Origin of the sequence: Neisseria sp. 74A18 (assembly GCF_001308005.1) — a bacterium.
Taxonomy (GTDB): domain Bacteria; phylum Pseudomonadota; class Gammaproteobacteria; order Burkholderiales; family Neisseriaceae; genus Neisseria; species Neisseria dumasiana.
The window spans coordinates 30,123-52,155 of record NZ_LGZA01000004.1 but is presented as its reverse complement, the minus strand read 5'-3'; the positions used below and the strand labels follow the sequence as shown (position 1 = coordinate 52,155).

The window sequence follows — 22,033 nt, the reverse complement described above, 5'->3', positions numbered from 1 at the left end:
AACCTTCGCAAATGCCGAATGTGGATGCGGTTCAAGGAATAAGCGCAGCATCTCAGCAGACTCAGACATATCAAATAGATATAGAAAGGCAAAACATGCGGGTAGCGTACAATGCAGGAATGCACTACAGGCGGTGATTTTACAAAGGTTTCGGTCGGATATTGCAGAATTAAGGCCGTCTGAAAAGCCGTGATAATACCAAAAAAACCTTAGTTCGGGCGTAACAGGCTGCACGCCGCCAGAAAGAATATACAGCTTTTTTTCAGACGGCCTCTAAGCCGTCTGAAAATTAAGCCCGAGAGAAAAACACCGTGCTGGCCGCACGGTGTTTAACGTTTAAAACGACCAATCAGCTTTCAACCAGAAGGTACGCGGCATGCCGACGACGGCAAAGCTGCGGTCATAGCGGCCGCGTTGGATTTGCCAGTAGTTTTTGTTAAACACATTTTCCACGGCACCGCGAAGGGTAAATCTGCTGTTTCTACCCAGTTTAGTTTCGTATTTTGCACCGACATCTACGGTAGTGTAGGAAGGAAGTACATAAGTGTTGGCGGCATTTTGGAATGATTTTCCATAATGCTGGGCGTAGGCGTTCAAAGTCAGACCTTTGGCAAAAGATGCGTCCCATTCCACGCCGGCTTTGGCAATGATACGCGGGCTGGTTACCTGCTGCTTGCCGTTAACCACGGCAGCGGTGTTGAATTCTTTGTAGTTGCGCAGTTCGGAGCGCATAAACGATACGCCTAAGCTCGGGCGCAGGGTTTTATTGAACAGATTGGCGTAGGTGCTGAGTTCGAGACCGCTGTTACGTTCTTCACCGCCATAGCCGAAAATCCGTGAAGTCGGATCAAGATAGGCACTGGGACGGTAGATGCGGTAAAGACTGGCGGTGGAAGTAATCAGGCCGTCGCGCCAGTTTTTGCGTACGCCCACTTCGATCTGCTCTGTTTTAACAGGAGCAAGTGTATCGCCGTTATTCAAGGCGGTATCGTCGTTGACTAGTGTACCCGGCTCGAGATCGCGCATGTAGTTACCGTAGAACACCAGATTAGGATTGGGCAGATAGGCGGCGGTAATCATCGGGCTGAGCGCGTGGTCGCGCGTGCTTGTGCCTCTGCGGTGATTTTGCTGTTTGATGTATTGCAGACGGCCGCCCAAAGTCAGGCGCAGTTTGTTGTCGAACATACCCATCGTATCGGCAAATGCAATGCTCGGAGCGGTAAAAGTTTCATGTGTATTATTGTTGGAAAGCGAGCCAAATACAGGTGCGTTGGGAAATACGGGCTGATAGATGTTGCTGCTGAAGGCGCCGGCTTGTGCACTCTGATGGAAATCGCGGTGGCGTTTAACGTAGTCGCCCGCCACGCTCCAGCTGTGGTTGACGGAGCCGGTGGCCCATTCGCCGCGTGCTTTCAGCGTAGCGCTGGTGGTACGCGAAATATAGTCGATGGCGCGCGAACCGGCTGCATTGTAATCGCCTGCCGCATTCCGCATGGCCAATTGTGTGAACGAACCGTCGTAACGCGAATCCATATAGCCGATACCGCCCGAGTAGTTCACACCGTGACCTGCAGCATATTCAAAGGTAGCCATCGCGGTTTTGTCTTCAGTAGTTTGCCCCGACCAACTAGGGATCAGATTGATTTTGCCGTCGGGAGCCGCGGGCATTTGGAAATTCAAACGCTGCATATCCTGTATGCGTGCTCGGCCACCTTCGGTTTTGCGTTTGGCATACATCAAATCCACACCGGCTTTCAGGCGTTCGCCGCGGTAGTCGGCACCGACGGCTGCTTCGCGGGCATCTTCGCTGTAACCGTTACGCGGCGTGTCGCCTTTGCGGTATTTGCCGTTGATGCGGACACCCCATTCATTGTTGCTGCCGAAACGCCTGCCGAAATCGAATGCAGGCTGTATACGGCTGTTGCCGAACCACGATAAACCTACGCGGTTAACCGGAGTGTCGGCGGCACGCTTGGTTTCAATATTCACCGAAGCTCCGGTCGTGCCTTCGGCATCCATGCCTACGGTAGCGGTAGATGCTCCTTTGATAAGCTGGGCGGAACTGACAGCCGCAGTAGGCGAGTTATAGGTGGAATACAACCCTGCCAAACCGTTGACGCTGAACTGGCGGGAATCAATTTGCAGGTTACGCACATATAATCCGTTAAGCGTGTTGGTTTCACCGCCAAACGACATAGTTGAAGCATCGGTTTTCGCAATCACATCAACCACATTGCGCGGTTCTTTATCCGCAAAGGCTTTTTCGTCGTAGTTCACTACCGTAACCGGAGAAGTAAACGTATTCTGCCTGCCCAGCAATCCCAAATTGGCTCGGTCGCGCAGATTGTCGTCGCTGGAAAGGGAGAATGATTTGACGGCACGCCCTTTTACCTGTACCTGCTCAAGTTCCACCTGTCCGGCGGGTGTGGCGGTGTCGGCATAAACCCAAGCTTGGGTAAGCAATAAAGGCAGGAGAGCGTATTGAGAATGTGGTTTCATAAATGTCTGCTTTCACAAAAGAGAGACCAGATAGGAAGGGAAAAACAGAGGCAGCGATTTAATTTGCCCAAGAAAAGTAATAAAAAGACATCAATCTTGAGAATCAACATCATTATTATCGAAAAAGATAACGCAAACTCTGACGGTAACTCAAAATATTTACATTTATTTGCCAATAACAAAGTTTTTTGCTTTTAAAATACTAAAATAGAAACCATTTTCGTTGCTGAAAATATTTGAGTTAATAAAACTACATTGTGTAGATAAGGATTGAGGCCGTCTGAAACTATTTTCTGAAACGGTGTTCGGACGGCTCGAACATACAGAACAGGTTTTCATGGAAAAATGGCAGATTGAGCTGGAGGCCACTCCGATGTGGCTGCTTCAAACTTTCGGCGGTGTAGCGGCTGCTTTGCTGTTATTGGTGTTTTGGGCGGGCAAAACCCGTTTCGGCAAGCAATTTTGGCAGGTAACCGCGCCCTGCCTCAACAGAAAAAGCGGCCTTAAAGTATTGTTGCTGCTTGCGGTGCTGGTGTTGCTGCTGCTTACCGAAATCCGCCTGAATGTGCTGAATACCTTTTTCTACAACGGTCTCTACAGCGCACTGCAAGACCGGCAAGCGCAGGCATTTTGGTTTTTCGCAATGGTGAATGCCGGTGTGGTGCTGATGCGCACGCTCAATGGAATTGTGAATGATTTTCTTGATCAGGCGCTGGCGATTAAGTGGTCGGAAAAACTGAATAAGGTGCTTACCGAAAGCTGGCTGACCGATAAAAACTATTACCGTATCCAAATGCGCCATTCGGCACTCGACAACATTGATCAGCGTATTCAACAAGATGCGCAGGATTTCATCACATCTACCATAGAATTTGTACGCGGTATGCTCAATTCGGTGATTTCCGCCATCGAATTTACCGTGGTACTGTGGGGGCTATCCGGCATTCTTACCCTGTTCGGCTACGACATTCCCCGCGGCATCGTGTTTTTCGTCTTTATCTTTGTATTGCTTTCAACCGCAGCCGCCATGTGGATAGGAAGACCGCTGATCCGCTACCACTACGAAAACGAAAAACTCAACGGCGACTACCGTTATTCACTCGTTCGCGTGCGCGACCATGCCGAAAGTATTGCATTCTATAATGGGGAATGGAGCGAACAGCAGCAGCTTTCCGAACGCTTCCGCGCCATTATCCGCAACCGTTGGCGCATTACCCGCCAAAGCGTTACTCTTAACGGTTTCAACGATTTGCTTACACAGGGTGTGCAACTGTTGCCGCTGATGCTTCAGGCGCCGCGTTTTTTTGCCGGGCAGCTCAAAATCGGCGATATGCACCAAACCGTTCAAGCATTCAACCGCCTGCAACGTGCGTTATCGTTTTTCCGTAATTTTTATGAAGAGTTTACCGCCTATCGTGCCCGTCTCGAACGCTTGAGCGGCTTTCTCGTCAGCACCCGCCAAATACGCAACACCCGCAGCGCACATATCGAAACCGGTTCAGACGGCCTCCTGCTCGATGATGTTGCTTTATACCGCGCAAACGGCAATACGTTGCTTGACCACATTGATTTTTCTGTCGAAAAAGGCCAAGCCTTGCTGATACGAGGGCAAAGCGGATGCGGTAAAACCTCATTGCTGCGTGCGCTGGCCGGATTGTGGCCGTTCGGCAGCAGCGGCCATATACGCAAGCCTTCCGGCAGCACGCTGTTTCTACCCCAACGGCCTTATATGCCACAAGGCAGCCTGCGCGAGGCGGTGTGCTATCCCGATATTCCGCCCCGCCATCCCGAACTGGCCGCTGCGTTTGATGACTGCCGTCTAAACCACCTTGCCGCCCGTCTGGATGAAGAAGACGACTGGCAGCACATTCTTTCGCCCGGTGAATTGCAGCGCATTGCGTTTGTCCGAATTTTGTTGGCACGCCCGCAAACCATTCTGCTTGACGAAGCCACTTCCGCCTTAGACGAAGCCACCGAAGCCGCACTTTATACGCTGGTGCGGCAACGATTACCCGAAAGCGTCATCGTCAGTATCGGCCACCGCGGCACACTCGGCGCGTTTCATAGCCATCAAATGCAGATTGGCGATGTGGCGTGCCCATAAAGCCGGTTTCAGACGGCCTCATATAACAAATAAACTTATTTTATATAAGGCAGTAAGCACCGACAGTAAAGATATAATTAATTCGCTTGAATTGAATGACCAAACCGTCAGACCCGGGCTTGCCCCGAATATCTCTTAAACTGAGACCTTTGCAAAACCCCCAGATGCGGATGCAGTTCAAGGCGTAGCAGCACAGCGAGTGCAGACATATCATATAGATAGGCAAACGAGCGAGCAGCGCACAACGCAGAAATGCGCCGCAGATGGGGGTTTTGCAAAGGTCTCAAACTTGCTGAAGCTCAAGATATTCGGGGCAAGCCCGGGTCTGACGGTATGTACTATTTTGTAAGTTGATTGACTATAGTGCGGCAAAACGCAGCAACGATGCAACAGAAATAAAGTTTATGTGCTATCAGGTACACATTGACGATACGGCATGTCGGATATCTTATCAACGATGCCGTCTGAATGCGCGGTGTTACATACAGCAAGCGGTTATAAACCCAACTCTTTCAAAAAGCGCACATCGTCCGCCCAACCGGATTTCACCTTCACCCACACTTTCAAAAACACTTTGGTATCAAAGAGTTTTTCCATATCCAAGCGCGCTTCGGTGGAAATTTTCTTCAATTTCTCGCCGCCTTTGCCGATCACAATCGGTTTTTGGTTTTCTTTATCCACCAACACGGCGATATAAATGTGGTACATGCCGTTTTCTTCGTTAAACTGCTCCACTTCCACATTCATGGCATAGGGCAGTTCTTCGCCCAAATAGCGGAACAGTTTTTCGCGCACGATTTCCATCGCCAAAAAACGGCTCGATTTGTCCGTTACCATATCTTCGGGGTACAGCGGAATACTTTCCGGCAGATAAGGTTTGAGCGTTTCCAGCAGATGCGCAATCCGCAAACCGTGCTTGGCGCTGACTACTTCATGGCCGGCAAATTCGAATTCGGCACTCACGGTATCGATAAATGCCTGCAATGCCAGCTTGTCTTTGGCTTTGTCTTTATCGATTTTATTGACCACCAGCAATACCGGCGTATGCTTGGGCAATTGTTTCATCACCGTGCGGTCGGCTTCGGTAAAGCGCATCGCTTCCACCACAAACACAATCACATCCACGCCGCTCATGGCTTCGGTCACGTTCAGATTCAAACGGTCGTTCAAGGCGTTGCGGTGGTCGGTTTGAAAGCCGGGCGTATCCACAAACACCAGCTGCGCGGTGTCGTCGGTGTAAATGCCGGTCACTTTATGGCGCGTAGTCTGCGCTTTTTTACTGGTAATGCTGATTTTCTGACCAATCAAATGGTTCATCAGCGTGGACTTGCCCACGTTCGGGCGGCCGACAATCGCCACAAAACCGCAGCGGTAGCCGTCGGCAGTAGGCAGCATATCGTTAGTATTTTCTATATTCATTTCATTCTTTCCATCGGTTACGGTTCAGACGGCCGTCTGAACACATCGGGTCGGCTTATTTTTTTCTGCTTTTAAGGATATGCTTTTGCGGATGGTTTGCCTCCAGCCAAGCATAGGCTTCTTTGGCCGCTTCCTGCTCCGCCGCGCGGCGGCTGGAGGCTTTGGCACGGCTGATAAAACCCAACTCGCCCAAATCGCAGGCAATGCTGAATTCGGCATCGCAACCCTCGCCCTGCTGGTGCTCGATGCGGTATTTGGGCAAAGGCCAACGCCGTGCCTGCAACGATTCCTGCAACAAGGTTTTGGCATCTTTATCTTCACGGTTCAGATCGGCTTTTTTCACACGCTCGGCAAACAGATGGCGCACGGTGTTTTCGGCGGTGGAAAAATCAGCGTCGAAGCTCACCGCCGCAAACATGGCTTCCATCGCGTCGGCCAGAATAGAAGGCCGTCTGAAACCGCCGCTTTTCAGTTCTCCCTGCCCCAGAAACAGAGCATCGCCCAGATTCAAATCGGCAGCGATTTCGGCAAGCGTATCTTGATTGACCAGATTGGCGCGCATACGCGAAAGGCGGCCTTCCGGCAAATCGGGAAAAGTGTCGAACAGCATTTTGGCCACGGTGTAGTTGAGAATCGAATCGCCCACAAACTCAAAGCGTTCGTTGTTGCGCCCCGAAAAACTGCGGTGGGTAAGCGACTGCTCCAACAGCTGCGGCTGTTTGAAGGTGTAGCCGATACGCCGCTGGATCTGCTCCAAAGCGTGTTGCCGGACAGGATTGTGTTTCATCTGCATACTTTCATCGGCAGCCCGAATGCTTTTCGACACTTCAACCGTAACCGGAACGGCGTGCGCCGGTAAAATGCTGAAAAGGTTTAAGGCTGTATCATCATTAAAAAATTAAGTTGGCGGCACCGGAAAACGGCTGCCGCGAAAATCAGGCCGTCTGAAAATGTTTCAGACGGCCTGTATTGTATCCTATTTCTACGCTCTACCGTTTACTTGCCCAACGCAGACAACACCTCTGCTTTTACCGCCTCAACCGGCTGCGTACCGTCCACCTTGATATATTTCGGTGCGTGTTCGCCCGTGAGCTTACCGTAAAAGTCGATCAGCACCGCCGTTTGGTCGTGATACACCTCAAGGCGTTTTTTCACCGTTTCTTCTTTATCGTCGTCGCGCTGAATCAAATCTTCGCCGGTAACATCGTCTTTACCCTCCACTTTCGGCGGATTGTAAGACACATGGTAAGTACGGCCCGAAGCCAAATGCACGCGGCGGCCGCTCATACGGTCGACAATCACCGAATCCGGCACGTCGATTTCCACCACGGCGTCCAAGTCCACACCCGCTTCAATCATGGCTTCGGCCTGTGCCAGCGTGCGCGGAAAGCCGTCGAACAAGAAACCGTTTTTGCAGTCATCCTGAGCGATGCGCTCTTTAACCATGCCGATGATGATGTCGTCACGCACCAAACCGCCCTCATCGATGATTTTTTTCGCTTCCAAGCCCAACGGCGTGCCGGCCTTAATCGCCGCACGCAACATGTCGCCGGTAGAAATCTGCGGAATGCCGAAAGCTGCCGTGATAAATTGAGCCTGTGTGCCTTTACCCGCACCCGGTGCGCCGAGCAGTAATACTTTCATTGGTGTGTTCCTTAAAAATGTTGACAATCATGATCAAGATATTGCGGGGCTTATCTTAATATGGTTAAGCTTTCATGAAAAGGCCGTCTGAAAGCAAAGCGAAAACTTTTTCTGAACACCGCGATTTATGCGATAATCTGCGCCGAAATCCTTACCACCCTGCCACACGGAAACATCATGTCAGACGAAAAAAGCAAAGCGTTAGCCGCCGCGCTCGCGCAAATCGAAAAAAACTTCGGCAAAGGCTCCATCATGAAGATGGACGGCAGCCATAAAGACGAAAATTTAGAAGTCATTTCCACCGGCTCGCTCGGTTTGGACTTGGCACTCGGCGTAGGCGGCCTGCCGCGCGGCCGTATCGTCGAAATCTTCGGCCCCGAATCATCCGGTAAAACCACCCTGTGCTTGGAAGCCATCGCCCAATGCCAGAAAAACGGCGGCACCTGCGCCTTTATCGATGCCGAAAACGCTTTCGACCCCATCTACGCCCGCAAACTCGGCGTGAAAGTGGAAGATCTGCTCGTTTCCCAACCCGATACCGGCGAACAGGCGCTTGAAATCTGCGACATGCTGGTACGTTCCGGCGGCGTGGATATGGTCGTGGTCGATTCCGTAGCCGCGCTCGTGCCCAAAGCCGAAATCGAAGGCGAAATGGGCGACAGCCACGTCGGCCTGCAAGCCCGCCTGATGAGCCAAGCCTTGCGCAAACTCACCGGCCACATCAAAAAAACCAATACCTTAGTCGTATTCATCAACCAAATCCGCATGAAAATCGGCGTGATGTTCGGCAGTCCCGAAACCACCACCGGCGGTAACGCGCTGAAATTCTACGCCTCGGTGCGCCTCGACATCCGCCGCACCGGTTCCATCAAAAAAGGCGACGACGTTTTGGGTAACGAAACCAAAGTCAAAGTGATCAAAAACAAAGTCGCCCCGCCCTTCCGCCAAGCCGAATTCGACATTCTCTACGGCGAAGGCATCAGCTGGGAAGGCGAATTGGTTGATTTGGGCGTGAAATACGACATCGTTGAAAAATCAGGTGCATGGTACAGCTATAACGGAGCCAAAATCGGCCAAGGCAAAGACAACGTGCGCGTATGGCTGAAAGAAAACCCCGAAGTTGCCAACGAAATCGACGCCAAAATCCGTGCCAAAGTGGGCGTAAACGTTCAAATTACCGAAGGCACATTGGATGATACCGACGGCGAGCAGCCGGAAGAGTAATTTGGTTGAAGAGTAATTTGATTTAAGTAAATAAACATGCCGTCTGAAAAATATTTCAGACGGCATGTTTATATATCAAATATTGTTATCGGTGTTAACGGCGGTCGTCATCACGATCATCGTCACGATCGTCATCATCATCCCTATCTCTTCTGTTTCTCCGTCTGTCGCGGTCGTCGTCATCGTCATCTCTGTCATCATAACGGTCGCGGCGGTCGTCATCATCACGATAATCCCTATCCCTGCGGTCATCTCTGTCGCGCTCAAAACGCTGGTTGCGGTCGCGGCGGTCTGAATCGTCATCGCCGCCGCATGCGCCCAAACTGAATACGGCAGCCAGACACAACAACCATAATTTTTTATTGTGTTTCATCTTTTTCCTTTCTGTGCGTCAAACAAACCGCTGTCATGCAAACGATGAAAACGGCAGTGAAGCCCGATTATATAGCCAATCAACACATTTTTAATACTGTACAACAAGCGGCAGGCAATACATGTAATACGGAACCGATTCTGTTGCCGCTTCAGCGGCTTACACAATCGTTTTCTTTACACCAAGGCATAGCCACGCCATAGTAAACGTTAAGTGGATTGACTGTACAAACAAAATACGGCAAAAGCCGCATGAATCACTTTCAGCGGCTTTTTTGTCGGTTCGGCATATACATATATGTAATATGTAAATCAAGAAAAACGACTGCCCTAAGGCAGCCGTTTCCCTTGCAGTGCGGCCCTGTTATTGAGCAGGAGCAGCGGGAGCTGATGCGTCTGCAGGACGCTCGAAACCTTTCTCTTTCATGCACGCATCCATTGCGGCTTGATCTTGGTTGGCACCAACTGTTTTTTGGCACTGTTCGATTGCCTGTTCAACAGTCAGATTGGCTTCGGGAACCGCAGCTTTGTCTTTGTTGCTTGAACAGGCGGTCATCATCAGACCGGCCATTACTGCGGTAATCCATAATTTCTTCATAAAAATACATCCTTTCTTTTAAGACAGTTTGGTTTCTGTTTGGTTTCAACCGTTCGGGAAGGAGCCGGACGGCTGTATCGGGCATGGTGCCGCGTATGCAGATCACTCTGCACTTGGCTTGTGAGAGTGGCTTTGTATGGTTTAGTTTCTAAATAATCGCAAGATAATGCTAAAAATTTAATAGAAATTAAAATCCAAATTAACAGAAATGCTTTTTGCCTAATAAAATGTTTTTATCATTATCTTTTGTTTTTTGATACTTATTCCACTTATCAGATTCGCAATCCGCTTGTTTTATGACTGAAGATTAGTTCTCTGTTTGAAACAAAATTTTGGCAAAGATAAATTTGATGTTTTTTAACGTATTCTCATGAAAAGGCCGTCTGAAACAGCGTGTTCAGACGGCCTGAATGATTGGCAAGCACCGTTAACCGTTCAAGATGACGCACGCCGCAGCGGTTCGATGGCCAGCAAATGATTGGTAAAGTCACCTTTTGTTTCGCAACGCCAACTGGCCCACAGTTTGTTACCGCCGCGACGCCCCTCGTCCAATTCCAATGCCAGCCAGTTGCGTGCAGGCATCACATAACGGTTTGACGACGGAAACAGCATCATTTCCGCTTCAAGATTCACATCCAGCTTTTGTTTTTTCTTGGCCAGCGAGTTCAATACATGGCAAAACAGGCGTTCCATAACCGATACTAAAGAAGGATGCACCACGGCACTTGATGTCAGCTGCTGGATTTGTGTCGAGCAATCGGCGTAATCCGAATCGGTGCGGTACACCACGCCCCAAGCCGCCACATGCACGTCTCCCGACAACACCGTTACACGGAGTTGCAATGCTTCTGCGGTTTTAAACAAAGTTTCAATCAATCTTTTACGTTCGCCTTCGTGGGCATCGTTGGTCCAATGGTCTTTCAAATCATCGGCGCTGCTGTCGAGCACATGGTCGTAGCCCAAGTTTTCCATCAGTAACTCTGCCAACGAAAGTTTCGGGTGCATAACCGGCACAGACGATACAAACAGCAAGTGCCTTTCGGTGCTGCATTCGGGTATGCCGCAAAACAGCCATTGCTGCATCGCACGCCAAGTGTAAGGCCCCATAATCTGTTCGTGAGAACGCTCGGTGCGCAAATCGGCTACCAATAAACTTACCGGGCCGACTGTGTGTGCAAACGAAAAACCCGGCTGGTTATCGAAAAGCGGCAATGCCAACGGATCTGACTGCAAAATCTCCGACCATTTAATCGGTTCGAAAATCGGGTCGTCGATACGCATATTCACTTCTGTGCATAGCGTCAGCTCCGGCAGTTGGTCAACCGCCTGCTGCATCTGAAATACCCAAAAAGCGCGGCGGGCGTGATAAAACATGCGTTGAAACAACGGGCTGCGCTGCATTTCCGGGCTATGCGAACCCCAACCGTCGAAAATATCGTGGTCGTCCCACATCATCACGGTCGGAATCCGTGCCATGCCGTGTGCCGAATCAAGGGTTTTATTAACCGAACCCCACGGCGCGTGGTTACGCGGCAACCAACGGCTGAGATAAAAATCGATGTAGTAGTCTTCAATCGCTTTCTCGAGCGACGCGCTGACTTTATATTTCAGCTGTTCTTTGCGCGGCAGACCGATCCACTTTTTCAGCAGTTTGATGTCTTCCCAAATCGGGTCGAAATAAATCTGGTCGCCGCCCATCACCAGCAGATGAAAACGCTGCAAACCGCAATCGTGCGTGCGGGTTTCGTGCCATAGCTGCTCTTTGTCGATTTGGTAGCCCGGCGGACGCACCGATTTATCGTGATTGCACAAAATATCTTCCCAAACCGCATTTTCGCCTTTAATCAACTTGCGGATACCGTTCGCATCCGAAAAACCGTTGCACGACACATAAATCATACGCGGAGCCTGATCCAGCGCAGGCACGGTGAAATGCCAAACTTCATCCACTCCGTCGATGCAATATTCGACTTTTCTTTCCTGCGCCTGCTGTGCAACCGACAAATCGTAACGCAGATAAGCTTTACCGCCGTGTTCCATCAGAATTTTAGGCGCGCAAGTCGGCTTGCCGTCCACCCTTACAACCGGAAACGGCGCGCTGTTTGATACCACAATCAAAGCGGTTACTTTCCATTCTCCGCATTCCGCGCCACCGCGAAACGACAACACAGGACCGAGATAAAGTTTGGTCATAGCATTTCTCCTTTGCTTTCATATGTTCCGAACAGGCTGAAACCTTTGTAAAACGCCAAATGCGGATGGAATCCAAGAGCGGCAACGCACAACGCAGAAATGCGCCGCACCTTGCAGACTGCCAAAATCATTCCGCACCAACCGCATCTTTATGTTTTTTAATATTACTTTTTGTTTAAATAAACATTGTATCCGTATTTGCCCACCGTTTACTTTAATGTAAAACAAAGTAATCTTATTGTTCCCCGCACTTGCCTAAAACATTTTTGTCTATAATCCAAGCAAGGCCGGCTCGCCGGACGATTCATCAACACACGAAAAGGAATGAACAATGGGTTTGTTTAGCTTTATCAAAAACGCAGGCGAAAAACTGTTTGGAAAAGACGAAAAAGAAGTGGCCGCAGCCGCAGCCGCCAATGTGGAAGACTTAAACAACAAAGCTTCTGCCGCGATCCAAAACTATATTGAAAAACAAAATCTCGGCCTGACCGGCTTGAGCGTATCTTTCGACGGAGCCAGCGGTAAAGTAACGCTTAACGGTTCCGCCCCTTCGCAAGAAGCCGCAGAAAAAGCCGTTTTGGCGGCAGGCAATGTTACCGGCGTGTCTGATGTAGACAACAACCTCTCGTTCCCCGCCGCAGCAGAAGCCAAATATCACGATGTGGCCAGCGGAGACACCCTGTCTGCTATCGCTAAAAAATACTACGGCGATGCCAATCAATATATGAAAATTTTCGAAGCCAACAAACCCATGTTGAGCGACCCCAACAAAATTTATCCCGGACAAAAACTGCGTATTCCCGAATAAGCCGGTTTGAAAACACAAAGGCCGTCTGAAAGAATTAAGTTTCCTTTCAGACGGCCTTATTGATTAGATGCTTTCAACAGACTTTTAAACAGCTATAACCAATCAACTTAACTTTTATTGCGGCATTGCTGCGCCTTTCCGTATTAACCGTAATGTCTGCGGCTTGCTGCCGTGTGTCAAAATTAAGCCAATTGACTATAATCCTTACAACACTTTCACAATGCTTTCGCACAGATAGCGGATATTGTCTTCGGTGATACCGGCTACGTTGATGCGGCCGGAGCGTACAGCATAAATGGCAAATTCGTCTTTCAGTCGGTCAACCTGTTCGGGCGTCAAACCTGAAAACGAGAACATGCCGTTTTGTTTCACGATAAAGCTGAAATCCTGCTCGGCACCGTATTCTTTCAACAAATCGACAAATTTCTGACGCATCTCTTTAATGCGGCCGCGCATTTCGTCCAATTCGGCAATCCATTGCGCTTTCAATGCTTCATCTTTCAACACCAAAGCAACAGTCGAACCGCCGTGTGAAGCGGGGTTGGAATACAGCGTGCGGATGATGGTTTTCACTTGGCTGAATGCGCGGTTGGCGGTTTCTTCATCGGCCGCAACCAAAGTAAACGCCCCCACGCGCTCGTTATACATGCCGAAGTTTTTTGAATACGAGCTGGCCACCAGCAATTCTTTATTCAGCTTGGCAAAAGCCCGCAAACCGTAGGCATCTTCTTCCAAACCGTTGGCAAAACCCTGATAGGCAAAGTCAAACAGGGGCAGCCAGCCTTTTTCGGCCGACATTTTTGCCAAGGTTTCCCATTGCTCGGGCGTGGGGTCGATACCGGTAGGGTTGTGGCAGCAGCCGTGCAACAGCACCACATCGCCTTTTTCGGCACGGCCCAAATCCTCAATCAAACCGTTCCAATCCAAACCGTGGGTGGTTTTGTCGTAGTAGCGGTAATCGCAGATATTGATGCCGGCGGCTTTGAAAATCGCGTTGTGGTTCGGCCAAGTTGGGGCGGAAATCCATACGTTTTTCGCGCCGGTTTGGCGTTTGATAAATTCGGCAGCCACACGCAGCGCACCCGTTCCGCCCAAACTCTGTGCAGTTTTGGCGCGCTTGGAGGCGATGATTTCGCTGTCTGCGCCAAAGAGCAGTTTTTGCGTTTGGGCGTTGTATTCGGCCACGCCGTCGATAGTCAGGTAGTTTTTGGTGTTTTCGGTTTCAAGCAGGCGTTTTTCCGCCTCTTTAACCGCTTTCACAATCGGCGTTTGGCCTTGGGCGTCTTTATATACACCAATACCCAAGTTCACTTTATTTTCACGGATTTCTGCTTTGAACGCCTCGCCCAAGCCTAAAATGGGGTCGGCCGGAGCAGCTTCGATTTTGTCGAAAAACATAGTGCTACCTTTCTGGAATTAACAAGGAAACGGATGAAAACAAAAATTCGAGCCTAAAACCTTTGCAAAACTCCCTGATGCGGATGCAGTTCAAGGTTTACAGCCCATCCACAACGCAGAGATGCGCGGCAGACAAAAGTTTTGCAAAGGTTTCAACTTATCTATATTACGCTTTTTAACATAGGATGAAAACAAAAAACATGCCGCCTGTACTTTCAGACGGCATGTTTGGTCAGTATATCAATCAGGTTGGGAAACAGACGTTAAGCAACTTCGTCTGCTTTGTAACCTTTGGTTGCGAAGAACGTGATGTACATGTAGCAAATGGCAGGCACGATGAACGATACCAACAGGCCGGCGTTGTCGGCAAAGAAGCCTTGAACCACCGGCACAATCGCACCGCCCACAATTGCCGTACAGATAATGCCCGAAGCCGCACCGGTAAATTTACCCAAGCCTTTGGTGGCCAGAGAGAAAATGGTCGGGAACATAATCGAATTGAAGAAACCGATACCCAACAGTGCCCACTGGGTTATTGCGCCGCCGCCGGCGGAAATGGCAATAATAATCAGCGCAATCGCAGCCAAAGCATTGAAAGTCAGGTATTTGTTGGGAGCGATTTTGTTCATCATCGCCGAACCGATAAAGCGGCCGACCATTGCCCCGCCCCAGTAGAACGACAGGTAAAACGCACCGGTAGAGTGGTTTAATCCGGCCACTTCTTCCAACACGTTAATCATCAGCGAACCGATGGCCACTTCGGCGCCGACGTAGCAGAAAATCGCAGCGGCACCCAATACCATGTGTTTGTATTGCCATACGCTGGTTTTGCCGTCGTGATTGTGTTCGGTAACTTCTTCGGCGATTTTGCGCGCATCGGGCAAATGAAGCATCTTAACCACGACGGCCAACAGAATCAGAAAACCCGCCAAACCCAAATAGGGAATCTGTACGGAAGAAATACGCTCGGCTTCGCTGGCCGTGGCATCCACGAAAATCAGCATCGCACCCAAAGGCGGGGCAATCATGGTTGCCAAAGAGTTGAACGCCTGAATCAGGGTGAGTGTAGACGATTCTTTGCCCGGTTTGGCCATCAGGGTAACGTATGGGTTACCTGCCACTTGCAGCAGCACGATGCCCGATGCCAACACAAACAATGCACCTAAGAAAATCGGGTAAGAGTGGCTGCCCGCTGCGGGATAAAACAAGAAACAGCCGAGAGCGGCAATCAGAAAGCCGCCGATAACGCCGTTTTTATAGCCGACTTTTTCTACCAGTTTGCCCATCGGAATCGACATCACGGCATACGCTGCGAAGAAACAGAACTGAATCAGCATCGCCTGCGTGTAAGTCAGGTTGAAGATACTTTTCAGATGGGGAATCAGAATGTCGTTCATGCATGTGATGAAACCCATCATGAAAAACAATGTGGTCAACACCGACAATGCAAAATTATTGTTTGTTTGTGATTGCGTAGACATTTTTTCAAATCCTTATACAAACTCGATTGATTAAAAAATTGCTATTCCCGCATTGCCGCCAAGCGCAACAATAGCTGAAAACAACTGATAATACTTATCTTTTTACTAAACGGATATTGCTATTTTTTATATACCCTATTATTGCGTGCCGTCTGAAAACATGTTTTCAGACGGCCTGAGATGCTTGAGCCTATTGGCAGCCGCTGTCTTTGTCGCAATTGGCATTGCGGTAGAGGCGGATCAAGCGTTCGGTTGAGCTGTCGTGCTGCTGAACGGCGGTTTCCCCCGTCAGCTCCAACAAAATGGTTTTGGCAAGCTGTTTGCCCAACTCCACGCCCCATTGGTCGAAGCTGTTGATGCCCCAAATAATGCCCTGCACGAAGGTTTTGTGTTCATACAGCGCAATCAGGCTGCCCATGTTGCGGGGGTTGATTTTGTTCATCAGAATCAGATTGCTGGGGCGGTTGCCGGAGAAGGTTTTATGCGGCACCAATTCTTCGATGCGCGCTTCATCCATGCCCTGCGCTTTCAGTTCAACACGCACTTCGTCGGGCGTTTTGCCGCGCATAAAGGCTTCGGCTTGAGCGAATACGTTTGCCAGCAAAATCTCGTGATGGCCGGGCAGATTGCTGCGTTTTTGCAGCGAGGCAATCAAATCAATCGGCGTAATGTGCGTGCCTTGATGCAGCAGTTGGAAGAAAGCGTGTTGGCCGTTGATGCCGGTTTCACCCCAGATAATCGGTGCGGTTTCATGGGCTACCGCTTGTCCGTCGAGCGTAACCTGTTTGCCGTTGCTTTCCATATCCAGCTGCTGGATGAATTTGGGCAGGCGGTGCAGGTGTTGGTCGTACGGGGCGATGATGTGGCTGCCGCCTCCGTAATAGTTGATATACCAGATACCGATCAACGCCAACAGCACCGGCATATTCTGTTCCAACGGCGCATTGAAGAAATGCTGATCCATCAGATGCGCGCCGTTGAGCATTTCGATAAAGTTCTCTTCGCCCAAATAAAGCATAATCGGCAAGCCGATGGCAGACCACAGGCTGTAACGCCCGCCGACCCAATCCCAAAACTCGAACATATTGGCGGTGTCGATACCGAAATCGGCCACGGCTTTTTTGTTGGTCGATACGGCTACGAAGTGCTTGGCTACGGCAGATTCTTCATCAGCATATTTCAAGAACCACTCGCGGGCGGTTAACGCATTGGTTAGGGTTTCTTGCGTGGTAAAGGTTTTGGAAGCGATGATGAACAACGTGGTTTCGGGATGCACCTTTTCCAGCACATCACGCAACTGCGAGCCGTCCACATTCGATACAAAGTGCATTTTCAAACGCGGATGGCCGTAAGGCTTGAGTGCCGTACACATCATCAACGGCCCCAAATCGGAACCGCCGATACCGATATTGACCACATCGGTAATCACTTGGTTGGTATAGCCCAGCCATTCGCCGCTGCGTACTTCGTGTGCAAACTCGCCCATACGGCTCAGCACGCGGTTCACTTGGGGCATCACGTCTTCGCCGTCGACGCGGATCGGGGCATTGGTGCGGTTGCGCAAAGCCACATGCAATACGGCGCGGTTTTCCGTTGTGTTGATTTTTTCGCCGCGGAACATCTGTTTGATACGCTCCGGCACGCCTGATTCGCGGGCAAGTTGCATCAGCAGAGACAATGTTTCGTCGGTAATGCGGTTTTTCGAATAATCTAAAATCAAACCGCCTACTTCCAGCCAGTAACGCTGCGCCCGTTCGGGGTCTTGCTCGAACAAATCGCGCATATGCAGGCTTTTGGTTGCATCGAAATGCTTCCACAGCTCCCGCCATACAGGCAGATCCTGTAAATGTTTCATGATTCTTCCTTACTGTTATATTCCAAATGTTTGCTGTGGATGCTGCGCTTGCCTTTCTGTAATTGCAGGCTGGCGGTTTCCCCCAGCCGCAAAGCCAAGCCGATGGTGAGTATATCGATTACCGCCAATTGGAGCAGACGTGAAACCATAGGCGTGTAAAGTTCGCTGTTTTCTTGCGCAGAAATGCTCAACACACAATCGGCCAATTGGGCAAGCGGTGATTCGGAGCGGGTAACGGCGATAACCGAGGCACCGTTTTCTTTTGCAATGCTCACGGCATCCAAAAGCTCGATCGAAGAACCGGAATTGGAAATCACCACCAACACGTCACGGTTGCTTAATACCGATGCGGCCATCAGCTGAATATGGGTATCGACATAGGCCACCGTTGAAATACCGAAACGGAAAAATTTATGCTGCGCATCTTGGGCGACAATGCCTGAATTGCCTACTCCGTAAAACTCGATGCGGCGGGCATGGCTGAGCATTACCACGGCTGTTTCGAGGTCGGCTTCTTTCAGGAAACGGCGCGCACCCAAAATCGAAGCGGCCGCATTGCCGAGCACTTTTTCCACCACATTGCCCATGTCGTCGTCTGCATTCAATTCTTCATGCACATACGGCATGCCTTCGTGGCCGAGGCTGGCAGACAGCGCCAGTTTGAATTCGGGCAACCCTTTATAACCCAAACTGCGGCAGAAACGGATAACGGTAGGTTGGCTCACCGAAGCCCGTTCGGCAATTTCGGCTACTGCGGCATGCACGAACCACTTGGGTTCGGCCAATGCCGATTCTGCCACTTTGCGTTCTGCTCCCGAAAGGTCGCTGAGTGATTCGCTGATTTTACTTAACATAATAATTCTGCTTTCTATAATCTGCTGCCTGTATATTCAAGCAGTATGCCGTCTGAACAGGTATGGCAAATAAACTTTATTTCTGCTAGGCGTGTCGTCGTACTACAAGTTAAGTTCATTGACTATGTATTCAGGTATTAAACGCCACCTGCGTATTTGTGCGACATTTTATTGCCGTATCAGCAAACAGCCAACTGCCGCACGGAACGGTGTGGGTTTTATTGCACGGCATTCCGTGCGGTTGCGGTATCGAAAAGCAGGCGGCTATGCTTTTGCCGTTTCTCCTTTTTTACCTGCCGCACCGCCCAAAGCCGCGGTATTGTTGCACTTGCCTTGCAGATGGTTCGACAACGCTACGGCCGCACCGGTTATACCGGGGTATTTGCCCAATACGATATATACGGGAATGGCGGCCAAATAGGCATCGAACCGGCCTTTGCTCTCGAAGCGCGTGCGGAAAGGCGAGTTTTTGAAGTAATCGATAAAGCGCGGAATGATGCCGCCGCACAAATACACGCCGCCGCTTGCACCCAATGTTAACGCCAGATTCGACGATACCGTGCCCAACATGGCGCAGAAAATGTCCAACGTCAAACGGCACAACGGCGATGAACCGCTCAAAGCCTGCTCACTGATTTCGGCCGGTGTCATTTTTTGACGCTTCACGCCTTCTTTGGCCGACAAAGCTTCATGAATCAGCGTCAAACCTGCTCCGCTCAAAAAACGCTCGGCAGAAACATGACCGTATTTTTTCTTAGCGAATTGCCAAATCATGATTTCGGCATCATCAAACGGGGAAAAGCTGACATGCCCGCCTTCTCCGGCCAACGGCACCCAGCCGGAATTGCTGGGTATCAACCCGCTCACCCCCAGCCCCGTGCCCGGCCCGATAACGGCTTTGGGTGCGTTTTCTACCGGTTTGGAACCGCCGACCTGAACCAATTCTTCTTTGGGCAGACGGGTAATCGCCAATGCCTGCGCAGTAAAATCGTTCAGCAAAATCAAGGTTTCCAAACACAGTGATTGGCGGGTGGTTTCAATGGAAAATGCCCAGTGGTGGTTGGTCATCTGAACCCAATCGCCCAAAATCGGATTGGCAATGGCAATCGCCGCATGGCTGATTTTCGGGTTGCCCGCGCGTTTCAAGTATTCGCGGATGGCATCGACGATGGTATCGTAATCGTTGCACGGCAGCACTTCTATCTTTTCGAGTTGTTGGGGAGCGGTTTCCAATGCGAAACGGGCATTGGTTCCGCCGATGTCGGCAACCAAGCGCGGCCATTCAACGGTGTCGGCAGGTGCGGGAGCGTGTTTGCCGGAAGCTTGATCTTCTTTAGTTTGAGTAGTGGACATGGCAGTTTACCTTTTCGTTATTGAGTACATAACCGATCGGAAAATCTTTGGAAGCGGCCGCAGCGGCTTGGTCGAATACTGCTTTTTTCTCTTCGCCCTGAATGGCGAGAAAAACGGCAGGCGTTGCGGCAATGGCAGCCAAGGTCATGCTGATACGCTCGTGGGGCGCGGTAACCGGAGTGGTGTGCAGCAAAGGCACGCTGTTTTGCATATCCAAGCCTTTGTCCAATTGCGGTGCCTGCGGAAACAATGATGCAGTATGCCCGTCGCCGCCCATGCCCAACACCAGCACGTCGGGTTGGCGGTAGTGTTTTAAGGCCGTCTGAACCACTGCTTCGGGAGATAAACCGGCTTCGGTTTTTCCTGCTTCTACCACGGGAATCCAAGTAGCGGCGGCAGCTTTGTTTTTTAAAAGGTATTCGTGCACCAAGCCGGTGTTGCTGTCGGCATGGGTGGTCGGCACGATACGCTCGTCCACCAACGTTATGCCTACTTTCGCCCAATCCAAATCTTTCTGCGATAAGGCTTCGAAAAATGCAATGGGCGACCGCCCGCCCGACACAGCCAACACGGCTCCGCCTTGTTTAACTAAAGCCTGCTGCAACGAAGCAGCCACGGCGTCGGCCAATGCCGCAGAAGCAGCAGCGGCGTTTTCATGTTGGTGCCATTGGTAAGCCATAATGAACTCTCTTTCGGTATCGTTTTTCAGACGGCCTCAAACGCATAATCGACAGGCCGTCTGAAAAGCTGTTATTGCTCTTCGTGCCATTTGTCGCCGTTGCGTGCCAACAATTGGCGGGCGGCTTCCGGCCCCCACGAATGGGCTTCGTATCCGTGAGGCGGCACGGAACTGGCAGCCCAGTTGTCCATAATCGGCATTACCCATTCCCACGCGGCTTCCAGTTCGTCGCGGCGGTTGAATAATGCCAGCTTGCCGTTGATCACGTCGAGCAGCAAACGTTCGTAAGCCTCGGCACGGCGGCCGGCCACTTCTTTGCCCATATCCACGCTCAACGCGGTCAGTTCCACACGGTTGCCCGCACCCGGCGTTTTGACTTGTGTGTACAGGCAGACGGATTCGGTGGGTTGCAGTTCGATAACCAAACGGTTGGGGGCTTTTTGGCTGCCCTCAAAAATATGGTTGGGCAGCTCGCGGAAATTCAACACGATTTCGGCTACTTTACCCGCCATGCGTTTGCCGGTGCGCAAATAGAAAGGCACGCCCGCCCAACGTTGGTTGTCGATTTCCGCCTTAATAGCCACATAGGTTTCGGTGCGGCTGTCGGCAGGTACGTTATGCTCTTGCAAATAGCCGTTGACGGTTTGGCCGTCTTTTTGGGCGGCGGTATATTGGCCGCGCACCACATTTGCATCGACATCGGCCAAAGTCAGCGGTTTCAAAGACTTAATCACTTTCAGTTTTTCATCGCGCACGGCATCGGCATCCAAACTGGCGGGCGCTTCCATCGCCGTCATGCACAGCATCTGCATCAAGTGGTTTTGCACCATATCGCGCAGCGCACCGGTGATGTCGTAAAACTCGCCGCGCTCTTCCACGCCCAATTGTTCGGCAATGGTCAGTTGAACGCTTTTCACATATTTGTTGTTCCACAACGGCTCGAACACAACATTGGCAAAGCGCAGCGCCAACAGGTTTTGCAGGGCTTCTTTGCCCAAATAGTGGTCGATACGGTAAATCTGTTCTTCTTTATAAAAACGCGCTACATCGGTGTTGATTTCTTGCGAAGACTTCAAATCGGTGCCCAAGGGTTTTTCCAATACGATACGCACGTTGTCGGCATTCAAGCCCACAGCGGCAAGGTTTTCACACGCGGGGGCAAAAAATTTAGGGGCGGTTGAGAGATAAATAACGACGTTGTCGGTTTCGCGGCGGGCTTTAACCGTTTCGGCCAATGTGCCGAAATCTTCGGAACGGGTAACATCTACGGTGAGGTAAGCGATGCGTTTGACAAACGATGCCCACGCCTCATCGCTTAAGTTTTCTTTAATATGGATTTTGGAATGGCTTTCCACTTTGGCGAGAAAACCTTCGGTATCCAAATCGCTGCGGCTTACGCCCAAAATACGGCCTTGCGGATGCAGCAGCCCGGCCACATGAGCCTGATACAGGCAGGGTAGAAGCTTGCGCATGGCCAAATCGCCGGTTGCACCAAATAACACCAAATCAAAGTTTGTTTGCGTATTCATCACGTCTTCTTTCGTTTACTGAG

18 protein-coding genes are annotated in these 22,033 nt (G+C 50.6%); 3 read left to right on the top strand and 15 right to left on the bottom strand.

What is annotated here, in order from left to right; all coding sequences use genetic code 11:
* Positions 1-336: 336 nt before the first annotated feature.
* Positions 337-2,499 carry a TonB-dependent siderophore receptor gene (locus AKG43_RS02520; RefSeq protein WP_054599010.1) on the bottom strand — a complete coding sequence of 721 codons (2,163 nt, stop codon included), beginning with the start codon at positions 2,497-2,499 and terminating at the stop codon, positions 337-339.
* A 337-nt stretch (positions 2,500-2,836) separates the two neighbouring features.
* On the opposite strand from AKG43_RS02520, the gene AKG43_RS02515 reads away from it, so the two are divergent.
* The gene (locus tag AKG43_RS02515) at positions 2,837-4,603 is read left to right on the top strand and encodes an ABC transporter ATP-binding protein/permease (RefSeq protein ID WP_054599009.1); all 1,767 of its coding nucleotides are present in this window, start codon (positions 2,837-2,839) and stop codon (positions 4,601-4,603) included.
* A gap of 107 nt (positions 4,604-4,710) precedes the next feature.
* Here AKG43_RS02515 and AKG43_RS13120 read toward each other — a convergent pair whose 3' ends face one another.
* From AKG43_RS13120 to adk, 4 genes are all read right to left on the bottom strand, one after another.
* Positions 4,711-4,890: a lipoprotein signal peptidase gene (locus AKG43_RS13120; protein WP_231718093.1), complete on the bottom strand. Its 180-nt coding sequence runs from the start codon at positions 4,888-4,890 to the stop codon at positions 4,711-4,713.
* Positions 4,891-5,098: 208 nt separating this feature from the next.
* Complete coding sequence (era, locus tag AKG43_RS02510) at positions 5,099-6,022, bottom strand: GTPase Era (RefSeq protein ID WP_054599008.1); 924 nt, start codon at positions 6,020-6,022, stop codon at positions 5,099-5,101.
* Positions 6,023-6,077: 55 nt separating this feature from the next.
* Positions 6,078-6,809 carry a ribonuclease III gene (gene rnc, locus AKG43_RS02505; RefSeq protein ID WP_054599007.1) on the bottom strand — a complete coding sequence of 244 codons (732 nt, stop codon included), beginning with the start codon at positions 6,807-6,809 and terminating at the stop codon, positions 6,078-6,080.
* Positions 6,810-7,018: 209 nt separating this feature from the next.
* Entirely contained in the window at positions 7,019-7,666 is a 648-nt protein-coding gene (gene adk, locus AKG43_RS02500) for an adenylate kinase (RefSeq protein WP_054599006.1), read from the bottom strand.
* 177 nt (positions 7,667-7,843) lie between these two features.
* On the opposite strand from adk, the gene recA reads away from it, so the two are divergent.
* A complete protein-coding gene (gene recA / locus AKG43_RS02495; protein WP_054599005.1) occupies positions 7,844-8,890 on the top strand; it encodes a recombinase RecA in 1,047 nt (348 codons plus the stop codon).
* Between the two features lie 94 nt (positions 8,891-8,984).
* Here recA and AKG43_RS02490 read toward each other — a convergent pair whose 3' ends face one another.
* From AKG43_RS02490 to AKG43_RS02480, 3 genes are all read right to left on the bottom strand, one after another.
* The gene (locus AKG43_RS02490; RefSeq protein WP_082402950.1) at positions 8,985-9,263 is read right to left on the bottom strand and encodes a hypothetical protein; all 279 of its coding nucleotides are present in this window, start codon (positions 9,261-9,263) and stop codon (positions 8,985-8,987) included.
* A 363-nt stretch (positions 9,264-9,626) separates the two neighbouring features.
* On the bottom strand, positions 9,627-9,860 hold the full coding sequence (locus AKG43_RS02485) for a hypothetical protein (protein ID WP_054599003.1): 234 nt from the start codon (positions 9,858-9,860) through the stop codon (positions 9,627-9,629).
* 435 nt (positions 9,861-10,295) lie between these two features.
* Positions 10,296-12,053, bottom strand: coding sequence for an alkaline phosphatase family protein (locus AKG43_RS02480; RefSeq protein WP_054599002.1), 1,758 nt, complete (start codon positions 12,051-12,053; stop codon positions 10,296-10,298).
* A gap of 331 nt (positions 12,054-12,384) precedes the next feature.
* Here AKG43_RS02480 and lysM point away from each other — a divergent pair, with 331 nt between their 5' ends.
* Positions 12,385-12,861, top strand: a complete 477-nt coding sequence (gene lysM / locus AKG43_RS02475; RefSeq protein ID WP_054599001.1) for a peptidoglycan-binding protein LysM — start codon at positions 12,385-12,387, stop codon at positions 12,859-12,861.
* Positions 12,862-13,065: 204 nt separating this feature from the next.
* On the opposite strand, the gene AKG43_RS02470 is transcribed toward lysM, so the two are convergent.
* The 7 genes from AKG43_RS02470 to zwf all read right to left on the bottom strand — a co-directional run bounded on the left by AKG43_RS02470 (position 13,066) and on the right by zwf (position 22,010).
* Entirely contained in the window at positions 13,066-14,259 is a 1,194-nt protein-coding gene (locus tag AKG43_RS02470) for an amino acid aminotransferase (protein ID WP_054599000.1), read from the bottom strand.
* Positions 14,260-14,522: 263 nt separating this feature from the next.
* On the bottom strand, positions 14,523-15,740 hold the full coding sequence (locus tag AKG43_RS02465) for a sugar MFS transporter (protein ID WP_054598999.1): 1,218 nt from the start codon (positions 15,738-15,740) through the stop codon (positions 14,523-14,525).
* A gap of 190 nt (positions 15,741-15,930) precedes the next feature.
* Positions 15,931-17,595, bottom strand: coding sequence for a glucose-6-phosphate isomerase (gene pgi / locus AKG43_RS02460; protein ID WP_054598998.1), 1,665 nt, complete (start codon positions 17,593-17,595; stop codon positions 15,931-15,933).
* Entirely contained in the window at positions 17,592-18,449 is an 858-nt protein-coding gene (locus AKG43_RS02455) for an SIS domain-containing protein (RefSeq protein WP_054598997.1), read from the bottom strand. Before AKG43_RS02455 ends, pgi begins: the two co-directional genes overlap by 4 nt.
* A gap of 264 nt (positions 18,450-18,713) precedes the next feature.
* On the bottom strand, positions 18,714-19,802 hold the full coding sequence (locus AKG43_RS02450; RefSeq protein WP_082402949.1) for a glucokinase: 1,089 nt from the start codon (positions 19,800-19,802) through the stop codon (positions 18,714-18,716).
* Entirely contained in the window at positions 19,783-20,481 is a 699-nt protein-coding gene (gene pgl, locus AKG43_RS02445) for a 6-phosphogluconolactonase (RefSeq protein WP_054598996.1), read from the bottom strand. The genes AKG43_RS02450 and pgl overlap by 20 nt, the downstream gene beginning before the upstream one ends.
* A 71-nt stretch (positions 20,482-20,552) precedes the next feature.
* Positions 20,553-22,010: a glucose-6-phosphate dehydrogenase gene (zwf, locus tag AKG43_RS02440; protein ID WP_054598995.1), complete on the bottom strand. Its 1,458-nt coding sequence runs from the start codon at positions 22,008-22,010 to the stop codon at positions 20,553-20,555.
* Between the last annotated feature and the right edge of the window lie 23 nt (positions 22,011-22,033).

What these genes read in the sequence shown, in the direction of transcription:
- AKG43_RS02465 (WP_054598999.1), bottom strand. Translation starts at nt 15,740, where the DNA reads ATGTCTACGCAATCACAAACAAACAATAATTTTGCATTGTCGGTGTTG.
- AKG43_RS02480 (WP_054599002.1), bottom strand. Translation starts at nt 12,053, where the DNA reads ATGACCAAACTTTATCTCGGTCCTGTGTTGTCGTTTCGCGGTGGCGCG.
- AKG43_RS02485 (WP_054599003.1), bottom strand. Translation starts at nt 9,860, where the DNA reads ATGAAGAAATTATGGATTACCGCAGTAATGGCCGGTCTGATGATGACC.
- AKG43_RS02520 (WP_054599010.1), bottom strand. Translation starts at nt 2,499, where the DNA reads ATGAAACCACATTCTCAATACGCTCTCCTGCCTTTATTGCTTACCCAA.
- recA (WP_054599005.1), top strand. Translation starts at nt 7,844, where the DNA reads ATGTCAGACGAAAAAAGCAAAGCGTTAGCCGCCGCGCTCGCGCAAATC.
- rnc (WP_054599007.1), bottom strand. Translation starts at nt 6,809, where the DNA reads ATGAAACACAATCCTGTCCGGCAACACGCTTTGGAGCAGATCCAGCGG.
- pgi (WP_054598998.1), bottom strand. Translation starts at nt 17,595, where the DNA reads ATGAAACATTTACAGGATCTGCCTGTATGGCGGGAGCTGTGGAAGCAT.
- lysM (WP_054599001.1), top strand. Translation starts at nt 12,385, where the DNA reads ATGGGTTTGTTTAGCTTTATCAAAAACGCAGGCGAAAAACTGTTTGGA.
- adk (WP_054599006.1), bottom strand. Translation starts at nt 7,666, where the DNA reads ATGAAAGTATTACTGCTCGGCGCACCGGGTGCGGGTAAAGGCACACAG.
- AKG43_RS02470 (WP_054599000.1), bottom strand. Translation starts at nt 14,259, where the DNA reads ATGTTTTTCGACAAAATCGAAGCTGCTCCGGCCGACCCCATTTTAGGC.
- pgl (WP_054598996.1), bottom strand. Translation starts at nt 20,481, where the DNA reads ATGGCTTACCAATGGCACCAACATGAAAACGCCGCTGCTGCTTCTGCG.
- AKG43_RS02455 (WP_054598997.1), bottom strand. Translation starts at nt 18,449, where the DNA reads ATGTTAAGTAAAATCAGCGAATCACTCAGCGACCTTTCGGGAGCAGAA.
- zwf (WP_054598995.1), bottom strand. Translation starts at nt 22,010, where the DNA reads ATGAATACGCAAACAAACTTTGATTTGGTGTTATTTGGTGCAACCGGC.
- AKG43_RS02450 (WP_082402949.1), bottom strand. Translation starts at nt 19,802, where the DNA reads ATGTCCACTACTCAAACTAAAGAAGATCAAGCTTCCGGCAAACACGCT.
- era (WP_054599008.1), bottom strand. Translation starts at nt 6,022, where the DNA reads ATGAATATAGAAAATACTAACGATATGCTGCCTACTGCCGACGGCTAC.
- AKG43_RS02490 (WP_082402950.1), bottom strand. Translation starts at nt 9,263, where the DNA reads ATGAAACACAATAAAAAATTATGGTTGTTGTGTCTGGCTGCCGTATTC.
- AKG43_RS02515 (WP_054599009.1), top strand. Translation starts at nt 2,837, where the DNA reads ATGGAAAAATGGCAGATTGAGCTGGAGGCCACTCCGATGTGGCTGCTT.